The 19,010-nt window shown below is 62.6% G+C and carries 19 protein-coding genes; 9 read left to right on the top strand and 10 right to left on the bottom strand.

Annotation, left to right across the window (positions count from 1 at the left end; all coding sequences use genetic code 11):
• Window positions 1-994 precede the first annotated feature (994 nt).
• Window positions 995-1,438 carry a YetF domain-containing protein gene (locus I6F17_RS18920; protein WP_225130759.1) on the top strand — a complete coding sequence of 148 codons (444 nt, stop codon included), beginning with the start codon at window positions 995-997 and terminating at the stop codon, window positions 1,436-1,438.
• 520 nt (window positions 1,439-1,958) lie between these two features.
• Complete coding sequence (locus I6F17_RS18915; protein WP_225130760.1) at window positions 1,959-3,029, top strand: hypothetical protein; 1,071 nt, start codon at window positions 1,959-1,961, stop codon at window positions 3,027-3,029.
• Between the two features lie 34 nt (window positions 3,030-3,063).
• On the opposite strand, the gene I6F17_RS37760 is transcribed toward I6F17_RS18915, so the two are convergent.
• The 4 genes from I6F17_RS37760 to I6F17_RS18900 all read right to left on the bottom strand — a co-directional run bounded on the left by I6F17_RS37760 (window position 3,064) and on the right by I6F17_RS18900 (window position 5,636).
• Window positions 3,064-3,186 (bottom strand): hypothetical protein, encoded by a 123-nt coding sequence (locus I6F17_RS37760; protein WP_276325983.1) that lies wholly within the window; start codon window positions 3,184-3,186, stop codon window positions 3,064-3,066.
• Window positions 3,183-3,398, bottom strand: a complete 216-nt coding sequence (locus I6F17_RS18910; RefSeq protein ID WP_225130762.1) for a hypothetical protein — start codon at window positions 3,396-3,398, stop codon at window positions 3,183-3,185. Before I6F17_RS18910 ends, I6F17_RS37760 begins: the two co-directional genes overlap by 4 nt.
• Window positions 3,395-4,648, bottom strand: a complete 1,254-nt coding sequence (locus tag I6F17_RS18905; RefSeq protein ID WP_225130764.1) for an OpgC domain-containing protein — start codon at window positions 4,646-4,648, stop codon at window positions 3,395-3,397. Before I6F17_RS18905 ends, I6F17_RS18910 begins: the two co-directional genes overlap by 4 nt.
• 367 nt (window positions 4,649-5,015) lie before the next feature.
• Entirely contained in the window at window positions 5,016-5,636 is a 621-nt protein-coding gene (locus I6F17_RS18900; protein WP_225130766.1) for a TetR/AcrR family transcriptional regulator, read from the bottom strand.
• Window positions 5,637-5,757: 121 nt separating this feature from the next.
• Between I6F17_RS18900 and I6F17_RS18895 the strand changes: the two genes are divergently transcribed.
• Window positions 5,758-6,732, top strand: coding sequence for an alpha/beta fold hydrolase (locus I6F17_RS18895; RefSeq protein ID WP_225130768.1), 975 nt, complete (start codon window positions 5,758-5,760; stop codon window positions 6,730-6,732).
• Between the two features lie 146 nt (window positions 6,733-6,878).
• Here I6F17_RS18895 and I6F17_RS18890 read toward each other — a convergent pair whose 3' ends face one another.
• Window positions 6,879-7,118 carry a hypothetical protein gene (locus tag I6F17_RS18890; RefSeq protein ID WP_025036674.1) on the bottom strand — a complete coding sequence of 80 codons (240 nt, stop codon included), beginning with the start codon at window positions 7,116-7,118 and terminating at the stop codon, window positions 6,879-6,881.
• 409 nt (window positions 7,119-7,527) lie between these two features.
• Between I6F17_RS18890 and I6F17_RS18885 the strand changes: the two genes are divergently transcribed.
• Window positions 7,528-8,499: an SDR family NAD(P)-dependent oxidoreductase gene (locus I6F17_RS18885; protein WP_128265252.1), complete on the top strand. Its 972-nt coding sequence runs from the start codon at window positions 7,528-7,530 to the stop codon at window positions 8,497-8,499.
• Between the two features lie 359 nt (window positions 8,500-8,858).
• Window positions 8,859-9,971, top strand: coding sequence for an alpha/beta hydrolase (locus I6F17_RS18880; RefSeq protein WP_225130769.1), 1,113 nt, complete (start codon window positions 8,859-8,861; stop codon window positions 9,969-9,971).
• A gap of 10 nt (window positions 9,972-9,981) precedes the next feature.
• Here the strand turns inward: I6F17_RS18880 and I6F17_RS18875 are convergent, their stop codons facing one another.
• Window positions 9,982-10,488 carry a MarR family transcriptional regulator gene (locus I6F17_RS18875; protein ID WP_036010395.1) on the bottom strand — a complete coding sequence of 169 codons (507 nt, stop codon included), beginning with the start codon at window positions 10,486-10,488 and terminating at the stop codon, window positions 9,982-9,984.
• 407 nt (window positions 10,489-10,895) lie between these two features.
• Here I6F17_RS18875 and I6F17_RS18870 point away from each other — a divergent pair, with 407 nt between their 5' ends.
• The gene (locus I6F17_RS18870; protein WP_036025433.1) at window positions 10,896-12,383 is read left to right on the top strand and encodes a porin; all 1,488 of its coding nucleotides are present in this window, start codon (window positions 10,896-10,898) and stop codon (window positions 12,381-12,383) included.
• Between the two features lie 271 nt (window positions 12,384-12,654).
• Here I6F17_RS18870 and I6F17_RS18865 read toward each other — a convergent pair whose 3' ends face one another.
• The 3 genes from I6F17_RS18865 to I6F17_RS18855 form a co-directional block, all read right to left on the bottom strand.
• Complete coding sequence (locus I6F17_RS18865) at window positions 12,655-13,134, bottom strand: GcrA family cell cycle regulator (RefSeq protein ID WP_036039120.1); 480 nt, start codon at window positions 13,132-13,134, stop codon at window positions 12,655-12,657.
• Between the two features lie 75 nt (window positions 13,135-13,209).
• Complete coding sequence (locus I6F17_RS18860; protein ID WP_024341172.1) at window positions 13,210-13,407, bottom strand: hypothetical protein; 198 nt, start codon at window positions 13,405-13,407, stop codon at window positions 13,210-13,212.
• A gap of 200 nt (window positions 13,408-13,607) precedes the next feature.
• Window positions 13,608-14,549 carry an acetamidase/formamidase family protein gene (locus tag I6F17_RS18855; protein WP_036039117.1) on the bottom strand — a complete coding sequence of 314 codons (942 nt, stop codon included), beginning with the start codon at window positions 14,547-14,549 and terminating at the stop codon, window positions 13,608-13,610.
• A 168-nt stretch (window positions 14,550-14,717) separates the two neighbouring features.
• On the opposite strand from I6F17_RS18855, the gene I6F17_RS18850 reads away from it, so the two are divergent.
• The 3 genes from I6F17_RS18850 to I6F17_RS18840 are packed head-to-tail and all read left to right on the top strand — an operon-like array spanning window position 14,718 to window position 17,511.
• Window positions 14,718-15,485 (top strand): YdcF family protein, encoded by a 768-nt coding sequence (locus tag I6F17_RS18850; protein WP_036039139.1) that lies wholly within the window; start codon window positions 14,718-14,720, stop codon window positions 15,483-15,485.
• 55 nt (window positions 15,486-15,540) lie between these two features.
• Window positions 15,541-16,323, top strand: coding sequence for a DUF169 domain-containing protein (locus I6F17_RS18845; protein WP_036039115.1), 783 nt, complete (start codon window positions 15,541-15,543; stop codon window positions 16,321-16,323).
• Between the two features lie 9 nt (window positions 16,324-16,332).
• Window positions 16,333-17,511, top strand: coding sequence for a saccharopine dehydrogenase NADP-binding domain-containing protein (locus tag I6F17_RS18840; RefSeq protein WP_225130770.1), 1,179 nt, complete (start codon window positions 16,333-16,335; stop codon window positions 17,509-17,511).
• Window positions 17,512-17,667: 156 nt separating this feature from the next.
• On the opposite strand, the gene I6F17_RS18835 is transcribed toward I6F17_RS18840, so the two are convergent.
• Window positions 17,668-18,864 carry an FAD-dependent monooxygenase gene (locus I6F17_RS18835; RefSeq protein WP_225130771.1) on the bottom strand — a complete coding sequence of 399 codons (1,197 nt, stop codon included), beginning with the start codon at window positions 18,862-18,864 and terminating at the stop codon, window positions 17,668-17,670.
• Between the last annotated feature and the right edge of the window lie 146 nt (window positions 18,865-19,010).

Raw genomic sequence — 19,010 nt, 5'->3', positions numbered from 1 at the left:
TTTATGCTGGCGGCAACGTTGGCGGCGCATGGGCAGACCGGTCCGTCAATTTTACGAGTGACGCGGCCTCCGCTTTCATCTTCAATCCTGGAGTTCCGATTCTGCCTCCGTTTGCGGGGCAGGTTGCTCCCAGCCCTCACGATTTTTCGATGAGCGGTGTAACGGGAGGCTTGCAAGCCGGCTACAATTGGCAACTCGATAGCAAGTGGTTAGTCGGCGTAGAAGCTGACTTGAGCGGATCCAGCTTGCGCGGCGGCGGTCGTGAAACAACGCCGATTCTACCCCCCAGCCTTCACACAGACCATCTCGGCTGAGCAAAAGATCGACTGGTGGGGGAGCGTTCGTGGGCGTCTGGGGGCGCTGGTCACGCCTAGCGTTCTTCTGTATGGGACCGGCGGCTTTGCTTTTGGTCGAGTAGCGACATTTGACGACTACATCGTGAACGGACCGGGGGCGCTTTGAATATCTCCGTCGCCGGCACTTCATTCAGCTGTACGATCGGATCGACTTGCTTCACGGGGAACGATTCCCGCATTCAGACTGGCTGGACGGTCGGCGGAGGCGGCGAATGGCGCTTTGCGCCTGGTTGGAGCTTCAGGGCCGAATATCTCTACGTTGACCTCGGCAAATCGTCAGTGACGGCCAACGCACTCGCAACGGGCATTGGTCCGAACTTGTCCAGATACACAGCAAATTTCGGTCGGGCAGATTTCCACGTCGCCCGAGTCGGCGTGAACTATCATTTTTGACCTTTTGAGCAGATCGTGCCCTAAGGGCCCACCTACCTCAAATACCCGCGTCGTCTCGCCCACCAGCGTCCGCACCATCTCCGTGCCATCACGACAGTACGGTTCAGCCTCCCAGAAGACGCTACGATCAGCCGCCTCATGGCGGACCATCGATACGTGGTATCAGGACGCTTCCATTTTAGGTGCGAGGGCAACCCATGTTTCAGTTATCGTGGAGCGAGATCTTCGTCCCGACGCATTCCATCATGGAAATGGTCGTGCGGGGCACCATCATGTACCTTGGCGTCTTCACCCTGATGCGCTTCGTTTTGAAGCGACAAACCGGCGGGCTCAGCATCCCCGATCTGCTTCTCGTCGTCCTTCTGGCGGACGCGGCACAGAACGGCATGGCGGGTGAATACCACTCGATCACAGAAGGTATCGTGCTCGTTGCCACCATCATTTTCTGGAATCTAGCCATCGACTGGGTCGGGTATCACGTGCCTTTCGTGGAGCGGCTTGCCAGGCCCGCGCCGCTCCTTCTCATCAAGAACGGGCAGGTCCTTCGGCGCAACATGCGGCAGGAGCTGGTGACGATGGACGAGTTGATGAGCAAGCTTCGCGAGGAGGGCATAGCGGGCCCCGCGGACGTCGTAGAGGCATATATCGAGGGCGACGGAAATATCAGCGTGAAAAAGAAGGAGGCCTGACGGCCTTTTTCTGAACGGCCGAATGATCGGCGCTGCGGAGCATCGACGACGGATTGCTTGTCATGCTGCGAGGTTCTCCGCCGGCATGCCCAGGAGCACACGGCGGCCGGCAAATCAAACGCTGAAAACAACCCCATGCACACTAGCGATGTCATTGATGGAACAGCGCTTTTCCGAATCGATCTGATGTATCGGGCAAAACAGAGGTATGATGTCATCATGCCAGTTCTGTGAGGACGTATCCGGGAGCGGATATCGCAGCTTGCCGTCGGATTGAGTCCGGGACCGCCGCATCGACATGTAGAAACTACACCCGTCGTTCCTGTGCAGGCCAAGGGCAGGCGCAATCAGCGCCGGTCTCAGGGCAGCCCTCAAGCGCGGTTGGCTGCCGCGAGTACGACCGCCGGCCAGATCACGCAGCCCTCGGAGCTTCCCGGCCACTGCTCGCTTCTACCAAAAGATGTAGCGACGGCTCGTGCTCTCACGCTACCTTGTGCCGTCTGATGCAGGAATTGAGTCGATGGCAAAGCTTGGGAAGGGGCGGCGAAAGATCTACGCGCTCGCTCTTGTGTTGGCCTTTCAGTCAGGTTCAGCGGATGCGCAATCGAACATGACCGTAAAGGGGTTTCCGCCCGAGTTACCCGTTGAGATCGCGGGCAATCAGTGGTTCGTCTTTTTGGACGGAGACATCGATCCCGATGCACCCCAGCGGTTCGAGCGCTATGTCACGCAAAATCAGATTCCCGACCGATCTGTTGTCTATCTGAATTCACCCGGTGGAAGCCTGGTTGCGGGAATGGAGCTGGGCCGCCTGTTCCGAAAATATGGGTTTTCTACCGATATCGGTCGGAAATCACCGTTCTCTGCAAAGCGCTTCGATATCGATAAGGGCGGCTGCTACAGCGCGTGCGCATACGCCTATTTGGGCGGTCAGTTCAGGTATTTGAACCAGGGGTCGCGATACGGCGTTCACCAATTCAAGTCGCTGCAAGCCAGTGATGGCGTTGAAGGAACTGCTCAGGTCGTCTCTGCCCTCGCAGTAGAATACATACGTTCAATGGACGTTGATCCCGATTTATTCACGTTGAGCGCCGCCGCGAGCGCTAACGGGATGCATGAAATCGACAAAGCGACTTTGGAACGGCTGAATGTCGTCAATAACGGGCGGACCCGACCTGTCTGGACAATTGAAAGTACTGACGGACAACTTTATCTCAAAGGACAACGAACCACCGCGGAATCCGGAATAAACAAGTTCATCCTCTACTGCGAAGGACGCCGAGCAGTCTTGCTCGCTATCTTCGATGCCCTTCGCAGGGATACTGAACTCATGAACATGGCCGCCCATTCTCTTTTGATCGATAGCCAAGTGTATCCAATGAGTGCTGATTCCAAGCGGATTCAGAACGGGCTGTTCAATGTCGTATACAAGCTGTCACAAAAAGAAATAGTCGCCCTTCGAAAGGGGGAGAATGTTGGTGTAGCGGTTCAGGCCGCGTATGATGCACCTATATTCCTCGGGTTCGAGGGAATGAGCATCGGGAGCGGCAAGCCGAAGCTCATCGGCATGCTCAATCAGTGCGTTCGGTAAGGTTCTCCAAGGCAGATTTCCGGCGTCGTTCCCCCTACCTCAAATATCCCACCACCATCCTTGTCGTCTCGTCCACCAGCACCTTCACCATTTTCTCCGGCAGCATCTCGGCTCCGTTCAGCACCGTGTTGTGCGCGATGGCTTCGATCGCGCTCACGCACATGAACGCTGCGAGGGCGGGTCGAGCTTGCGCATCTCCTTGCGGTGGCCTTCGAGATAGGCGCGCACGAGGGCGTGGATTTCGTGGCTGTAGGCTTCGACCTCCGCGAGCTGGCCGGAGCAGGGGATCTGCTCGGCGAGGACGCGGTGCAGATTCGGGTCGATGGAATGGGCCCCGATCGTGATCTTGACGGCCGGCGCGGTTGTCAAACTTCCCTTAACGGCTGCTGCTGCGTATCGGTCCCGCAAGCGACCTGCGGCACCGTTCCGGCGGCGCGCACTACAAGATGCTCGAGGGGGCCGGTGCTTTCCGGCGCCCTCTTTCCATCCACCGGACTCTCATGTGAAGGTTTCTCTACTCGCTTTGACCAGGATCTGTAGTAGGCAACCGCCGTCATGATCGCGATTCCCGTAGCTCCGACGAGCAGTTGAGCGAGGATGCCGTTCCCTGCCAACTGCAGGATGAAGTACCCGATGAAGGCCAGGAGAATGCCCACACAGAACACTTCGAGGGACTGCTGGCCGCACTTTACCAGGGGTCGCAAGATGGTGGCTTGTAGCCCGCGCGCATCGATCGGTATGAACCGGGCACCAAGGATAATCAGCACCATCAAATGAAGATAGCGGTAGGGCGCCAGATTGGTCTTGTCGTTGGGATTGAAGAGCTCGAACAAGGCAGGCGCAAACAAGGCCCGCAGCTGAGGCTGGTGAGCAGCTAACGTCATGATCGCCGCAAAAATCAAATAGGCAACCGCAACAACCAGCACGAACCTGGACCGCAGCAAGAAATGCAGACGCCCCGCACCGGTCAACGCGAGCCATGCGCCCGTGACAAACAGAAGCTGCCACGCCAGCGGATTGAAGTACCAGCTTCCCGACGGATAGGAAGGCAGGTTCCAATGGAATTGCCGCGCAGCCAGATACAACAGCACCGACCCGATCATGGCGGCGTCGGGAAATCTCAACATCAACCAGAGGATCGGAGGAAACAGGCCCATCAAGACGACGTAGAGCGGCAGCACGTCCAAATTCAGAGGCTTGTATCGCAGCAAAAGCCCCTGCGTCATCATCTCGATCGGCGCGCTGGTGACCGGTCCGGCGTTGAACAGATCGATCAGATCAGGCGCGTTGAACCTCTCCGACAGGAAATGGATGAAAGCCAGGTAGATCATGAATAGCACGATATGGGCGGTGTAGATTTGCCATACGCGCCTGAAGAGCCTGCTCGTTCCGAACACAAAGCCTCGCTCCATTTTTCGGGTATAAACGAGCGCCGAGGTGTAGCCGGAGATGAACACGAACAGGTCGGCCCCGTCGCTGAATCCATAATTTCGGAACGAACACCACACCAGCACTGTGCCGGGCACATGGCCGAGAAACATCGCCCAGTTGGCGAGGCCGCGAAACAGGTCGAGACGCAAATCACGTTGCGGTGGTGGCAGCGCAAGCGCGAGCTTCATTCTGCTTTCCGTCGTGTCACGATTCACGATCGATGTCCGCGCCCCGGCACTCCGCCGGGATCGCTCACGCTAGATGGCAGGCAATACAACACCCATACGACAATGTTGGCGCGCTGAGGCCAGCGGGATATTGACCTGAGTCAAGCGGCCCGCCGAGGGCCCCGGTACTATGCATGGTAACTTGGTCCCGAACAAACGCGTGCGCTTTGTGTCATCGGGCCTGGCGAAGTGGGCGCTTCCTCGATCCGTCGTGTTCGGACATTACGGTGAGAGTGCTGGACTGCATTCTGGCGCGCCTCTCAGGGCGCAGGACGCTGCCTCATCCAAATGGGCGCGTTGTCACCGATTTCCGTAATCTCAGGCTCCGCTACCTCAAATACCCCACCACCATCCGCGTCGTCTCGTCCACCAGCACCTTCACCATCTTCTCCGACAGCATCTCTCCGTTCAGCACGGTGTTGTGCGCGATGGCTTCGATCGCGCTCACGCACATGAATGCTGCGAGCGCGGGATCGATCTTGCGCATCTCCTTGCGGTGGCGTTCGAGATAGGTGCGCACGAGGGCGTGGATTTCGTGGCTGTAGGCTTCGACTTCCGCGAGGTGACCGGAGCGGGGGATCTGCTCGGCGAGGACGCGATGCAGGTTCGGGTCGATGTGATGGGCCTCGATCGCGACGGTGACGAGGCGGTGCACGGCCATCTCGATCGGCAGGTCGGCGACCTCCGCGAAGGCGGCGCGGACGACATTCATGATCGCATGATTGTGGCGATCGATCACGGCGGCGACGAGGGCCTCCTTGCTGGGAAAATATTGGTAGAGCGAGCCGACGCTGACGCCGGCGATCTCGGCGATGCGGTTGGTACTGGCCTTCTCGAAGCCTTCCTTGACCAGAATGCGAGCAGTTGCCTCGACCAGCGCGTCGACGGTGGCACGGGATCGCTCCTGCGAGGCATTTTTCCGGGGTGTTGTGGACGGTTTGCGGGCCACGGACTTGTGATCTGAATGCGAGTAGGAAAAGCGAGTGAATGCTCGCATTATATCGACCAATGGCGGCGGGTCGGCAACCCTCTTCGTCGCCGGGTCGAAACAGCCGGATGGGGATGTGGCGATGAGCGTTGCGAGACTTGTAGCGGCCTTCCAATTCTGTCCGGGCGGCTGCGTATTCGGCGCGCGGGCGTCGCGCGATCCAGCACCAAGCCTGCAGAGCCGCCTCTTCAACCTGCTGCTGCAACAGCTTCCGTACAAGACGCAGCTCGCATCCGCCGAAGCGGTGCAGGCACACGTGCAGAAGCTGGCCCTAGCGCCGGCTTCTCATGAGCCGATCGGGGTCGGCGGTGGCGTCGAGGTGATCCTGACCAAGATGGGCGGGTGGCCAGTCTACTACACCGCGCCGGCGTCAGGCCACGAGGGCTGCAACTACGTCATGTTCCTGCATGGTGGTGGCTACATCAACGAGATCGTGCCGGCCCATTGGCGCTTCATCGGCGAGATGACGCGCAAGGCGCGAATCTGCTGCGTCGTGCCGATCTACCCGCTGGCGCCGCGGGCGACCGCCAAGGACGTCGTGCCGGCGACGGCCGAGCTGCTGCGCATGCTGCTGGAAGACGCGGGCGATGCAAAGGTGACGGTCGTCGGCAATTCGGCCGGCGCTGGCCTTGCGCTCGCCGCCTGCCAATGGCTGCGTGATCGCGGTCATCGGCAGCCGAGCCGGATGCTGCTGATCTCGCCCGCGGCCGATGCCTCGGTCGGCCGTCCGGAGCAGATGGCGATCGCGGCGCGCGATCCGATCCAGGATATTCCGGGCATCGTCGAGGCGGCGCGGCTCTATGCCGGCGAGCTCGAAGTCGGCCATCCCTTCGTCAGCCCGCTCAACGGCAGTTTCCGCGGGCTCGCGCCGATGACGATCTTTTCGGGCACGCGCGATCTTCTCTATCCCGACAGCGTCGATCTTGCCGCAAGGGCGCGGACAGTGGGCGTTCCCGTCGAGCTTCATCTATTGCGCGAGCAACCGCACAACTTCGCGCTGATGCCGACGCCGGAAGGACGGCGGGCACGCGCGATCATCTTGCGTGAAGTGGCTTAGAGGGAGGCGTGATCATTGTCACAGAGCGCCTGCCGTGATCGGTCTGGCGCTGTGTCCGCGCGGAGGGACAAGCGGCCCCCGGGCGTTTCCTCTTGGATTGAACGTTCTGGTATCCGTGGTCTCGGTACCAGTGGTTTTGCGGGGCCTTAGGCGTGGCCCTTGATCTCATAGTGACCCGGCACGCATTTGTAGCGCTCGAGGCGCCAGTTCGCGTGATAGATCGGATGCTCACCCATCCACTTCGCGAGAGGCGCTTGTGCGCCGATCGCGCACTGCATCAGCGAAATCTCGGGTGTCATGTTGCTGTCGGTCACGATTTCCTCGACACAACTGCCTGAGCTGGCTGCGCCAAGCCGGCAAAGCACGGCAACGACGGTCACGAACATTCCTATCACCTCGTTGGTTGTTTCTGACCACGAAGAGGATGCAAGCGGAGTGCCAGAGCCTGTGACACGCAAACAACACGCTGGCCTGGCCGACTCAATCCAGCGTCCACCCCCATTTGGCGATTCGGATTGTAAAAAAAAATTGCCATTAACCCGAAGCCGGACAAATACGGGAACCCGCTGGAAAATACTTAGGAATGATCGATTATCCGGGCCGTGTCGCCTATGAGCCACTTCACAAGGCCCGCGCGCAGCATCGCGCGTAGTCCGCCCGCCGAAATTACCGAAGGCGAAGAGGGCAGCGCACGGCTTTTACCCGCGGATGTCGCGCTGCTACAGTTTTGCGCGCGCCGCGGTCAGCGGCGCCGTGACCAAGAAACACACCGACAAGGGGAGGGACCGAAGTCCCATGAAGGATTTTGCTGGAAAGATCGCAGTCATCACCGGCGGCGGCACGGGCATGGGGCGCGAGCTCGCGCGGCAGCTCGTGGCCGAGGGCTGCAACGTCGCCATGTGCGACGTCTCGGAGGCCGCGATGGCCGAGACCAAGCGGCTGTGCGAGGCCGAGAAGCTGCCGCAGGGCCTGCGCGTCACGACGCACGTCGCCGACGTCGCGATCGAGGACCATCTGAAGCGTTTTCGCGACGAGCTCGCCGAGCAGCAGCAGACCGACAAGATCCATCTCTTGTTTAACAATGCCGGCATCGGCGGCGGCGGCAGCCTGTTCACCAACACCCGCGAGCAATGGGAGCGCACCTTCAACATCTGCTGGGGCGGGGTCTATCTCGGCGTGCGCACCTTCCTGCCGATGCTGGTCGCGGCGGACGAGGCCCACATCGTCAACACCGCGAGCGTCAACGGCTTCTGGGCTTCGATCGGCATGGGGCAGGCGCACACCGCCTATAGCTCGGCGAAGTTCGCGGTGAAGGGATTTACCGAAGCGCTGATCAACGATCTTCGCCTGCACGCCCCGCACGTCAAATGCTCGGTGGTGATGCCCGGCCATATCGGCACGTCGATCGTCTCCAATTCGCGCAAGGTGCAGAGCGGCGACGGCTCGGAGCGGCTCAACGCCGACGAGGTGGCACTGACCCGCAAGCGAATGGCCGCCGCCGGCGTGCCGGATGCAGACAAGATGTCGGACGAGGACATCCAGGCCGCGTTCGCCGAGCGCGCCCGCAGCTTCCTGGAGGACGCGCCGACCACGGCCGCCCAGGCGGCGAAGATCATTCTGGACGGCGTCAAGGCGGAGCGGTGGCGCATCCTCGTCGGCGAGGATGCCGAGCGCCTCGACGAGCGCGTGCGCGCCACGCCGGAGCAGGCTTACGACCGTGCCTTCTACGAAAGTTTTACGCAGGAGGTCGGCTGGCGGCTTGGTTGAGGCCGCCGCTAGGGCGCCCACCCATCGCACCCGAGAGCCCGGGGAGGCGCGTCAGCGCCGTCTCGAAGGAGAGCGTGCGCGCACGCCGCCGCCAGAGGTCATATTCGTTAGCGCGCCAACGAGGCGCGCTAATATGGCTATGATGGTCGTCATGGCAAGAGATGCTCGGACAATTCTATGTGTCAGCTGCTGCCAATGTTCGTCGCGCACATGAGCTGTTGGAATGTCACCCATCCGTCATGACGATGTTCAAGCGATGTTGATCTCACATGCCTGTAATGACACGCGCGCCGGCTTGGTCGGCGACTTGAAATGGTTTAGTCAATCGGGATAACGCGACGATTAGAGCGTAGCTCCCAATGATGCCCGCATGCCTCTCCGACGACTGGACCTTTTGCCCGGAGCGAGAGGACATTTCAGCTGAGTTCACGCGGCTGCTCGCGGCGGCCCAGGAGGGCGGCGCCACGATCGCGGAATGCCTGATGATCGCGCGGCAGCTGAAGCGCGGCGACGATCGCTCCTGGCACCGCGAGTGGAAGAAGCTGGCGCAGACCAATCGGCAGCGCGCGGAGACCGCGTTCGCGGAGGGCCACCGCGCCAGTGCGCAGCGCAATTGGCTGCGCGCCATGAACTATTATGGTGCCGCAGCGATGCCGCTCGATCCCGCCGACGAGCGCCGCTGGGTCGCCGTGCTGGCCATGCAGGAATGCGCGCGCAGCTATCTCGCCGCGCGCAACCCGGCCGGCGAGGTGGTGACGATACCCTGGCTCGACGGGCACTCGCTGCAGGGATACTTCCTGCCTGCGCCATCGGGGAAGGAGCCGGCGCCGACCGTGATTTGCATCGGCGAGCCCGGCCACCGCAAGGAAGAATTTCTGTTCAAGCTCGTGCCGCACGCGCGCGAGCGCGGCTTCTCGATGCTGGCGCTCGACCTGTTCGGCGACCAGCGCGACGATTTTCTCGAGGCGCTATTGCGGCGCCAGGATCTCGAGAGCGCGATCCCCGGCGTCATGGATTATCTGGAGACGCGGCAGGACGTCGATTTCGCGCGGGTCGGGATCATCGCCGATGGCTGGGGCTCGTCCTTCGTGGCGCGCGCGGTGCTGCAGGAGCCGCGGCTTGCCGCCGCCGTCTGCGACGGCGGCCTGTGGGATCTGCACGAGCGGGCCTTTTTCGCCAGCCGATTCGCGATGAGCGACGTCAGCATCGTCCCTGTGCCGCATGCGCCGCTGATGGCCTCCAGCGCCGACTGCCCGGTGCTGATCACGCTCGGGGAGGACGGCTGGCTAAAGGCCGACCGGGCGCGTCAGCTCGTCCGGAATTCCCGGCTCGGCAGCTCGGATGTCACGCTGAAAGTGTTCACCGCGACGGAGACCGGCGCCGCGCAGGCCCATGCCGACAATCCGAGCCTTGCCAACGAATATATATTCGACTGGCTGGAATCGCGGCTCCATGGCGCGGGGCGGATCTAGCGGCGAGCCGTCAGAGGTCCAGGCTGAGGCGGACGCAGGCCTTTTCCAGCCGGGTCTTCAGCGTCGCGAGCTTGGTGGTGAATTCGGCGAGCTCGGCCTCGTCGAACTCCTGGAAGACGAATTCCTTGATGGTCTTGTACTGCTCGTTGAGGCTCGCCAGGTGCTTCTGCGTTTTCTCGGTCAGGGACAGCCGGACCACGCGCGCGTCGGTCGGCGAGGGGCGGCGGCGCAAAAGGCCCTTCTTCTCCAGCAGCTTGGACTGGGTGGTGACGAAGGACGGATCGACGTGGAGGAGCTTGGACACGACGTTGACCGGAATGCCGTCGTCCTTGTCGAGGTCCGAGATGGCCATCAGGATCAGCCATTGCGGTCCGCTGATGCCGAGCGTCCTCGCCCAGAACTGACGCAGCTCCTCGAGATACATGTTGATCGACGATATCTCCCAGGTGAATCGCCTGATGATATCCAGGTTGCCGATGGTGCGCAGGCGCGCGCCTTCCTTCCTCGTCGCGGACACAGCGTCACTCCCGCAAGCTGATTCTCGTTCCGGCTCATTTTCGGCGGGCATAGTCCACGCAACTCTGCTCTGACGCAAGTGCAGAGCAGGGTAATGGTGTCACGAAAACTACAAATATGACCCGATCAGGCTTTTTGGCTCAACACCGCTGTTGCGTTGCGGCCACAGGGTTAGTGAAACCACAAAGCTGATCTAATAAACTATTTTGATTAACGGAACGGCGCGGGCATATTGATCCCGACGGTGGGGGGTTCTCGATCGTCCCGTTGCAGGTGGTTCGCTCACGTCCCTCGCGAATGCAGGTACGTCCGAAAACGCGAAGCGGCCGAGCGGATTTGATGAAGAGACGGGGATCTGGGGGGCCTCACGGTCCGGTCTCCGTGAAATGAGCAACTTGGAGGTTTTAAATGAAAGTGGTGAAGAGCCTTTTGCTCGGCACTGCGGCGGGACTGATCGCCGTTGGTGGAGCTCAGGCGGCTGATCTTCCGGTCAAGGCCAAGGCAGTCGAATACGTGAAGATCTGCTCGCTCTACGGCGCGGGTTTCTACTACATGCCGGGCACCGATACCTGCATCAAGTTTGGTGGTTACATCCGCGCTGACATGCTTCTCGGCGGCGGCGGCGACTATGGCTTCAGGAACAGCTCGAGCAGTGTGAACGGCGGGTCCAACAACCGTCTGACCAACTACTACTACAGCCGCGCTCGTCTGGACTTCAACATCGATACCCGCACGGCGACCGAATACGGCGTTGTTCGCACCTACGCCGACCTGGTCGTCAGCTACGACTCCACGAACGTCACCGGCAGCAACCCGTCGGCGTTCTCGACCAGTTCGGCCTCGCTCGGTCTCTACCATGCATTCATCCAATTCGCGGGCTTCACCTTCGGCCGCACGGTCTCGATCTTCGACGCTCCCTGGCAGAGCTATCCGGCCGGCGGCCCCGATACCCTTCCGGGCGGCTCCAACCACGTCAACGGCGTGAACCAGGTTGCCTACACGGCTGACTTCGGCCAGGGCATCACTGCTTCGTTCGCGCTGCAGGACGAGACCTCGGCGAACAATGGTCAGTCGAACCTCTGGAACGTGTCGTCGGGAACGGCGGCGCAGTTCGTGACCGGCGTCTATGGCGCAAGCGCCTGGGGCGGCACGCGCATGCCCGAGGTGATCGGTCAGGTTCGTGTCGACCAGGCCTGGGGTCTGGCGCAGATCTCGGTCGCGGCCCATGAGCTGCATTCAGCCTATTACGGCGCGACTGAAGTCACCGGTCATCCCTCCGACAAGTGGGGCTGGGCCGTGCAGGGCGCCTTGTCGATCAAGAACATCCCGACCGGCGCGGGTGACGTCATCAACCTGCAGGCCGTCTACACCGACGGTGCGACGCGCTACAACTTCCAGAGCCTGTTCCCGCAGAGCTTCTTCATGTTCAGCGGCAGCGGCAACGGCGCGTATCAGAGCACCGGGTTCGCCGGTCTCGCCGACGGCGTGTTCGGAACCGGTACCGGCATCGATACCGTCAAGACCTGGGGCTTCCGTGGCGGCTATACCCACAACTGGAGCCCGAACTGGGCCAGCGCCATCTACGGTGGCTACGCCCAGCTGAAGTACGGCAACACGGGCAAGGCCCTGATCTGCACCAACTTCGCCGCAATCGGTTTGGCCGGTTCGACCTGTAATCCGGACTTCAACTTCGCGGTGGTCGGTGTGAACACCGTGTGGACCCCGGTCAAGGGCCTGGCGTTCACTGCCGACTTGAGCTGGTCGCGTCTGGACCAGAAGTACTCCGGCTTCATCGCGAGCCCGGGCATTGCCAGCGCTGCGAAGCCGGCGGCCGTGTACGAGCTGAAGGACCAGGACTCGGTGAGCATGCTGCTGCGCGCTCAGCGCAACTTCTGATCCTCGATCGCGCAAATCGATCGGAGACCCCCGGCGGGAAACCGCCGGGGTTTTTCATGGGCAAGAGTTTCGGAAAATCGAATGCCGTTGCGGAACACGAAGGCGAGCCATGCGATTCCGTCGCGTCAAACTTATTTACTTACTTGAGTTACTAAGCTATATCACTGCCAGCCAGATACGAAAGTTGCGGCTCTTAGCTTCATGCTAAGCCTCCAGAAACCTCCGGCGATGCCCCGCCGGAGGTTTTTTGTTGTCCGGATTGCCTGCAACGTCAGGCGCGCATCGCGCGCCCGCGCGTCGGCGGCCGGTAGGCGAGGCGGCTGTGGCCGGCGCAATAGGGCTGGCCGTCCGGCGCCGTGTTGCCGCAGAAGCAGAAATCGGCTGCGCCCGGTGTCGAGATCGGCCAGCGGCAACGATTCTCGGACAGCTCCAGCAGCGAGCAGCGGTTGGCCTCGTCGATCGGGCCTGCAACCACCGGCGCATCGGTTTCGCCATAGAGCGTGGCGAGCATCTCGTATTGCAGCCGCGGCACGGCCTTGCGCATCCGCGCCGGCGCCAGGCCTTTGTCCTGGACCTTGCGGTCGTCGACCGTGCGGCCGCGCGTCAGATTGAGCCGCGACAATTTGCCGATCACCGCGTTGCGGCTGACGCCGATGTCGGCGGCGATCTCGCGACAGGAGAGGCCGGCCTCGAAGTGCTGTTTCAGGAGTTCGATTCGTTCGTCGGTCCAGGTCGGTGAGAGAACAGGCATTTGTCGGCGATCCCAGGTTGCAGATGTCGGCCATCCGCGGTCTCGAGATCCGCCCGCCTCACGTACCGGGTGCGCTCACGTCCTGCCATTGTCGCGGATCGACAGAAGACCGTCCTTGATGGCGAGACGGATGCCTTCCTCGATCAATGTCCGTGCGACGCCGGGAACGCTGGTGCCGTGGGTGCCCTGTCTCACCAGCTTCTCCAGATACGCGATGGTCGAGAGCGCCAAGGTTACGGGAATGCGGTCAGTCTCGGCTTTTTCGGTGGCCATGGCCCGAACGCTAGCCTCTTACTCGGGTACATAAAAGTAACGATTAAGACTCTATTTAGGTTCGAGGGTGGAAGTCAAATCAGCGCTGGGGCGGAAGCTCACGTGATTGGAATCGCTTGAGAATCGGACACATCACGACGCGCCGCCGGGAAGACCGGGCGGCGGCGTGATGTCGGCAGGTCAGGAAAGGGCGCGGCGGCTCAGCCGTGCACGATCGCCTTTTCGATCATGCAATGGATGCCTTTGGCGCCGTTGACGGTCTGGGTCACCCGGAGATCGGCGGCGAGGCTGCACAGCGTGTAGGCATCCTCGCGCGACAGATTTCGCGTTTCGCCGAGCAGCGCGATCATGTCCCGCAGCGCGCGCACCACGCATTGGTCGAGATCGGGGTCCATTGCCATGGTCATGTAATGCGTCGGCGTCTCGGCGCGGGGGTAGTCGAGCTTCAGGTCCTTGCGCAGCGTCAGGCGGAAGCGGCCCTGCAGCGCGGTCTCGATTGCGGTAACGCAGACCTCGCCGTCGCCCTGCACGCCATGGCCGTCGCCGCAGGAGAACATTGCCCCCGGCACGAACACCGGCAGATACAGCGTCGCACCGGCTCCAAGCTCCTTGTTGTCGAGATTGCCGCCCATCGCGCGCGGGATCAGCGAGGAGATGCGGCCCCAGGCTGGCGGCGGCGATACGCCCATCACGCCGAAGAACGGCTTCAGCGGCAGGTCGAGGCCCCACGGCATGCGGCCGACCATCCTGGTACGGTCGAGCGGAATGTTCAGGATCCGCGTCTCGTGGAAATCGTCGGGCAGGGTGCCGGACAGCGGCTTGATCATGTTCCAGCCCCAATCCTGCCGGAGCTGCACGTCGAGGATGTCGACCGCGAGCACGTCGCCGGGCTCGGCGCCCTCGACCGCAATCGGACCGGTGAGGATGTGGCCCGGCAGCATGCGCTCGTTTTTGGCATGAACCTGGTCCATCTCGGGCGGAATGTGAAACCTGTCGCGATCAGGCAGCATGTCGGGACCGCCGCTGATGGTGTCGACCGTCACCTCGTCGCCGCTGGCCACGGTGAGGACGGGCTCGAGTGCGGCTTCGAAGAAGCCCCAATGGCAGGTTTCGGGGCTGGAATGCAGGTGATGATGGGTCATTTGCCGCGTCCGGTTGGTTTGATCGGTCCGGGCTTGACCCGGCGATCGATCCTCTTTCAAGAAGGATTTCCGAACAAGGCCGTGCCGGCCAAGCCCGCGCATGGCAGGCACGATCATTCCAGCGAGGCTCCTCTGTTTTTCGCTCTCTCCAAGACCATCGGCGTCGCGCTGCTGCCGATCAATCTTCTGGTCGAGCTCGGAATTGTGTCTGTCGTGCTGATGGCGACGCGCTTTGCCGCGTTTGGCCGCCGGCTTGCCGTGACCACGCTGGTGCTGCTGGCGCTCGCGGCGTTCTCGCCGCTCGGCAATCTCCTGATCTACCCGCTGGAGTCGCGCTTCCCGGCGTGGGACGCCTCGCGCGGCGCGCCCGACGGCATCATCGTGCTCGGCGGCTCGGTCGACACCGATCTGTCGGCGGCGCATCGCACGCCGGTCGTCGCGCACGCGGCCGATCGTCTGTTTGCGCCGGCCGAGCTTGCGCGCCGCTACCCCAATGCGCGCATCGTCTTCACCGGAGGCTCCGCGAACCTGGTGTCGAGCGAGGCCAGGGAGGCCGACTATTCCGCGCCGATCCTGGAGAATCTCGGCATCGCGAAGGACCGCCTGATCCTGGAGCGTAACTCCCGCAACACCTGGGAGAATGCGATCTTCACCAAGCAATTGGTATCGCCAAAGCCCGGCGAGCGCTGGCTCCTGGTGACGTCGGCATTCCATATGCCGCGCTCGATGGGAATCTTCCGCAAGGCCGGATTTGAGGTCGAGGCCTATCCGGTGGACTGGCGGATGGGGGGACGTGAGGATCTATTCTCCTTCACCAACATGGGCGCGGACGGCTTGAGACGAACCGAAGTTGCGGTGCGCGAGTGGATCGGTCTTACCGCTTACCGTCTGATGGGCAGGATCTCCGAGTTGCTTCCGGGACCGGGCAGGGACTAGAACAAAGCCGCAAAACAAGAATACGCGGCGCACCATCGCCGGCGCGGAGGAAGCCATGCAACAGCAGAGTGCGGACAGGATCGACCTTGCCGGCCTCGTCGCCGATCTCAACAGCCTGCTGCGGCTGAAGACGAACGTGATCGGCATGAAATTGTTCGCGCGCGTCGCAGAAATGGAGGCGATCCCGAAGATCCGCCGCCCGAACGCAATTCACACCACCGACCAGATCGTCAGCATGGCCGCGCGACTGGGCTGGACCGTCGGCATCACCGCCGACGATCTCGTAGGCGCGCAATGCCGCGCGGTGATCGGTCTTGCGCCGCAGGACGAGAAATGGCTCGCCGGCGAAAACTATGTCGGGGTCTGGCACGGCACAGCGGAGGACGCGCGCAAGCGCCAGGCGGCGCTGGACGTGGTTCCGTTCGGGCACTATCAGGCGCTCGCCGTCAGCCCGCTCGCGAGCGGCCGGCTCGATCCTCCCGATATCTGCCTCGTCTATGCGACGCCGGGGCAGATGATCATCCTGATCAACGGGCTGCAATATACCGGCTACAAGAAGTTCGAATGGGGCGTGGTCGGCGAGACCGCATGCGCCGATTCATGGGGGCGGGCGCTCAAGACTGGGGAGCCCAGCCTGTCCTTGCCATGCTATGCCGAACGGCGCTATGGCGGCGTGCCGGACGAGGAGATGCTGATGGCATTGAAGCCCTCGCATCTCGCCAAGGCAATCGAGGGCATGAAGGCGCTGGCGAAGAATGGCCTGCGCTATCCGATCCCGCCCTATGGCATTCAAAGCGACGTCCGTGCCGGCATGGGCGTGAGCTACGCGAAGAAGTAAAGGCCGATCATGAGCTCTGCGAAATTCGACATCGTCGTCTACGGCGCGACCGGCTTCACCGGCCAGCTCGTCGCCGAATATCTGGCGGCGCATTACAAGGACGACAAGGCGCTCAAATGGGCGATGGCGGGACGCAGCCTCGACAAGCTGAAATCGGTGCGAGATGCGATCGGCGCGGCCACTGACACGCCGCTGGTCGTCGCGGATGCGTCGGATGCGGCGTCGCTCAAGGCGATGGTGGCGCAAACCAAATCGGTGATCACGACGGTGGGCCCGTACCAGTTCCATGGCGAGGGCCTGCTAGCGGCCTGCGTCGCTGCGGGTGTGGATTATTTCGATCTCTGCGGCGAGCCGGTCTGGATGCGGCAGATGATCGACAAGTACGAGGCTGCGGCCAAGGCGAGCGGCGCGCGTATCGTGTTCTCCTGCGGCTATGATTCCGTGCCGTTCGAGCTCGGCACCTTCTTCGTGCAGGAGGAGGCAAAGCGCGTGTTCGGCGCGCCGGCCCCGCGCGTGAAGGGCCGCGTGCGCGACATGCGCGGCACGCTGTCAGGCGGCACCGCGGCGAGCGCGAAGGCGACCTTCGATGCCGTCGCCAAGGATCTCAGCCTCGTCGCCATCCTCAACGACCACTTCGCGCTGACGCCCGGCTTCACCGGCCCGAAGCAGCCCAAGGGCAACAGGGCGGTCTTCGAGGAGGACCTGCAATCCTGGGCCGCGCCGTTCATGATGGCGCTGATCAACACCCGCAACGTCCATCGCTCCAACATGCTGATGGGCTTTCCCTACGGGAAGGACTTTGTCTACGACGAGATGGTGCTGACTGGCCCCGGCGAGAAGGGCGAGGCCAACGCCAAGCGCGTGATGGCGGCCAATGCCGAGAAGACCGGCCCGAACGCGCCGAAGCCGGGCGAGGGGCCGTCGAAGGAGGAGCGGGAGAACGGCCTGTTCAACCTGCTCTATGTCGCGATCGCCCCCGACGGCCGCATGGTCCGCGCCGGCGTCACCGGCGACCGCGATCCCGGCTACGGCTCGACCTCGAAGATGATCTCCGAATGCGCCATCTGCCTGCTGCGCGATGCGAGCGACGTTCCCGCCGGCTTCTGGACGCCGGGTGCAGCGATGCAGCACAAGCTGATCAAGCGGCTGCAGGACAATGCCGGGCTGACGTTTGGGGTGGAAGGCTAAGGCGCTCCCTTCGCCTCTCCCCGCTTGCGGGGAGAGGCCGGATTGCGCAGCAATCCGGGTGAGGGGGACTCTCCGCGAGTCCAACTCTCATCGTCTCCGCGGAAGCGGCCCCTCACCCCGACCCACTCCCCGTAAGAACGGGGAGAGGGAGAGAGATCACGCCGCCCTTGCATCATACGCGTACATGAAGTCCATGCCCTTGGCGCCCAGCGGCAGCAGCCATTTCAGCACCTGATTGCGCATCCAGGCGCCGGTGGCGCTGAACTCGCGCTTGTTGTTGCCGTTGCGGCGGGCGATCGCGACGATCTTCTCGGTGCGCGGGCGGCGCTCGGCCTCGAAGGCCTGGAAGGTGGCGCCGAGTTCCTGGCCCTCCTGCATCAGCCGCGCGAAGCGCAACGCGTCCTCCAGCGCCAGCGAGGCGCCCTGGCCGGCATGGGGGCTGGTCGCGTGCGCGGCATCGCCGATCAGAAGCGAACGCTTGCGCGACCAGGTCGGCAGGGTCGCGACGTCGAGCGTGTCGGTGACCACGATGTTCTCGGCCGCTTCGATGATGGCGGGGATCGGATCATGCCAGCCGTGATGGAAGCTGTGCAGATGCTGCTTCAGCGTCGCATGGTCGAGCGCGCGGAACGTCGCCGCGTCCATGCCGTGCGCCGGCTGCGTGCTCCACCACATCACGCCGTCTTTCGGATCGGAGCTGCAATAGCCGTAGCCGAAGAAGCCGCTCTGTCCGAAGGTCGTTTCGACGTGCTGGCCGATGGATCTGCCGTCGAGCACGGCGTGCGGCACGAAGCCGCCGAAGCCGATCAGGCCGGTGTCGAACGGCTGCGGGCCGTCGGGCACGACCTGGCGGCGCACGACCGAGTGCACGCCGTCGGCGCCGATCAGGAAGTCGCCTTCGGCGGTGGTGCCGTCGGCGAAGTAGGCGATGATCGGCTGGTCGCCGCGATCCTCGATCTTGATCAGGCGCTTCGCGAAATAGAGCGAGACAGAGGCGCACCAGGCCTTGTCGATCAGGATCTCGTTCAGCGTGGCGCGCGCGATGTTGACGGCCGGCTGGCCGAAGCGCCGCGCCAGGTCGCGGTTGATCGAGCCGAGCTTCTTGCCGCCCTGCGAATAGAAGTCGAAGGCTTCCGCGACCGAGCCGCGGCTGATCAGCTGCTTCGCCAGCCCGATCTCGTCCATCACATGCATGCCGTTCGGTGCGATCTGCAAGCCGCCGCCGATTCCTTTCGAATAGGGCCAGGCCTCGTAGATCGCGGATTCGATGCCGGCGCGGCGCAGCAGGATCGCGGCGACGGGGCCGGCGATGCCGGCGCCGATGATCAGCGCCTTGCGGGGACGGTGGGCCATGGCTTGCTCCCGACGTTTCCGTGGTGCTAGGAGAAATTACGGTCACTAATTATCTTAGCGACTAAGATATATATTGCCTAAGAGATGAGGTGGGCCTTGTCAAGGACGAAGGCGCGCGCTGCGCTGCTGCAGGAGCTCGAGGACGC

Source organism: Bradyrhizobium sp. NBAIM18, assembly GCF_020193825.1.
In the GTDB taxonomy this organism is placed as follows: Bacteria; Pseudomonadota; Alphaproteobacteria; order Rhizobiales; family Xanthobacteraceae; genus Bradyrhizobium; species Bradyrhizobium yuanmingense.
This window is presented reverse-complemented; position numbering and strand designations above follow the sequence as displayed.

What these genes read in the sequence shown, in the direction of transcription:
- I6F17_RS18835 (WP_225130771.1), bottom strand. Translation starts at nt 18,864, where the DNA reads ATGGCCCACCGTCCCCGCAAGGCGCTGATCATCGGCGCCGGCATCGCC.
- I6F17_RS18890 (WP_025036674.1), bottom strand. Translation starts at nt 7,118, where the DNA reads ATGTTCGTGACCGTCGTTGCCGTGCTTTGCCGGCTTGGCGCAGCCAGC.
- I6F17_RS18860 (WP_024341172.1), bottom strand. Translation starts at nt 13,407, where the DNA reads ATGGCCACCGAAAAAGCCGAGACTGACCGCATTCCCGTAACCTTGGCG.
- I6F17_RS18885 (WP_128265252.1), top strand. Translation starts at nt 7,528, where the DNA reads ATGAAGGATTTTGCTGGAAAGATCGCAGTCATCACCGGCGGCGGCACG.
- I6F17_RS18915 (WP_225130760.1), top strand. Translation starts at nt 1,959, where the DNA reads ATGGCAAAGCTTGGGAAGGGGCGGCGAAAGATCTACGCGCTCGCTCTT.
- I6F17_RS18880 (WP_225130769.1), top strand. Translation starts at nt 8,859, where the DNA reads ATGATGCCCGCATGCCTCTCCGACGACTGGACCTTTTGCCCGGAGCGA.
- I6F17_RS18920 (WP_225130759.1), top strand. Translation starts at nt 995, where the DNA reads ATGGAAATGGTCGTGCGGGGCACCATCATGTACCTTGGCGTCTTCACC.
- I6F17_RS18840 (WP_225130770.1), top strand. Translation starts at nt 16,333, where the DNA reads ATGAGCTCTGCGAAATTCGACATCGTCGTCTACGGCGCGACCGGCTTC.
- I6F17_RS18895 (WP_225130768.1), top strand. Translation starts at nt 5,758, where the DNA reads ATGAGCGTTGCGAGACTTGTAGCGGCCTTCCAATTCTGTCCGGGCGGC.
- I6F17_RS18845 (WP_036039115.1), top strand. Translation starts at nt 15,541, where the DNA reads ATGCAACAGCAGAGTGCGGACAGGATCGACCTTGCCGGCCTCGTCGCC.
- I6F17_RS18905 (WP_225130764.1), bottom strand. Translation starts at nt 4,648, where the DNA reads ATGAAGCTCGCGCTTGCGCTGCCACCACCGCAACGTGATTTGCGTCTC.
- I6F17_RS18855 (WP_036039117.1), bottom strand. Translation starts at nt 14,549, where the DNA reads ATGACCCATCATCACCTGCATTCCAGCCCCGAAACCTGCCATTGGGGC.
- I6F17_RS18865 (WP_036039120.1), bottom strand. Translation starts at nt 13,134, where the DNA reads ATGCCTGTTCTCTCACCGACCTGGACCGACGAACGAATCGAACTCCTG.
- I6F17_RS18870 (WP_036025433.1), top strand. Translation starts at nt 10,896, where the DNA reads ATGAAAGTGGTGAAGAGCCTTTTGCTCGGCACTGCGGCGGGACTGATC.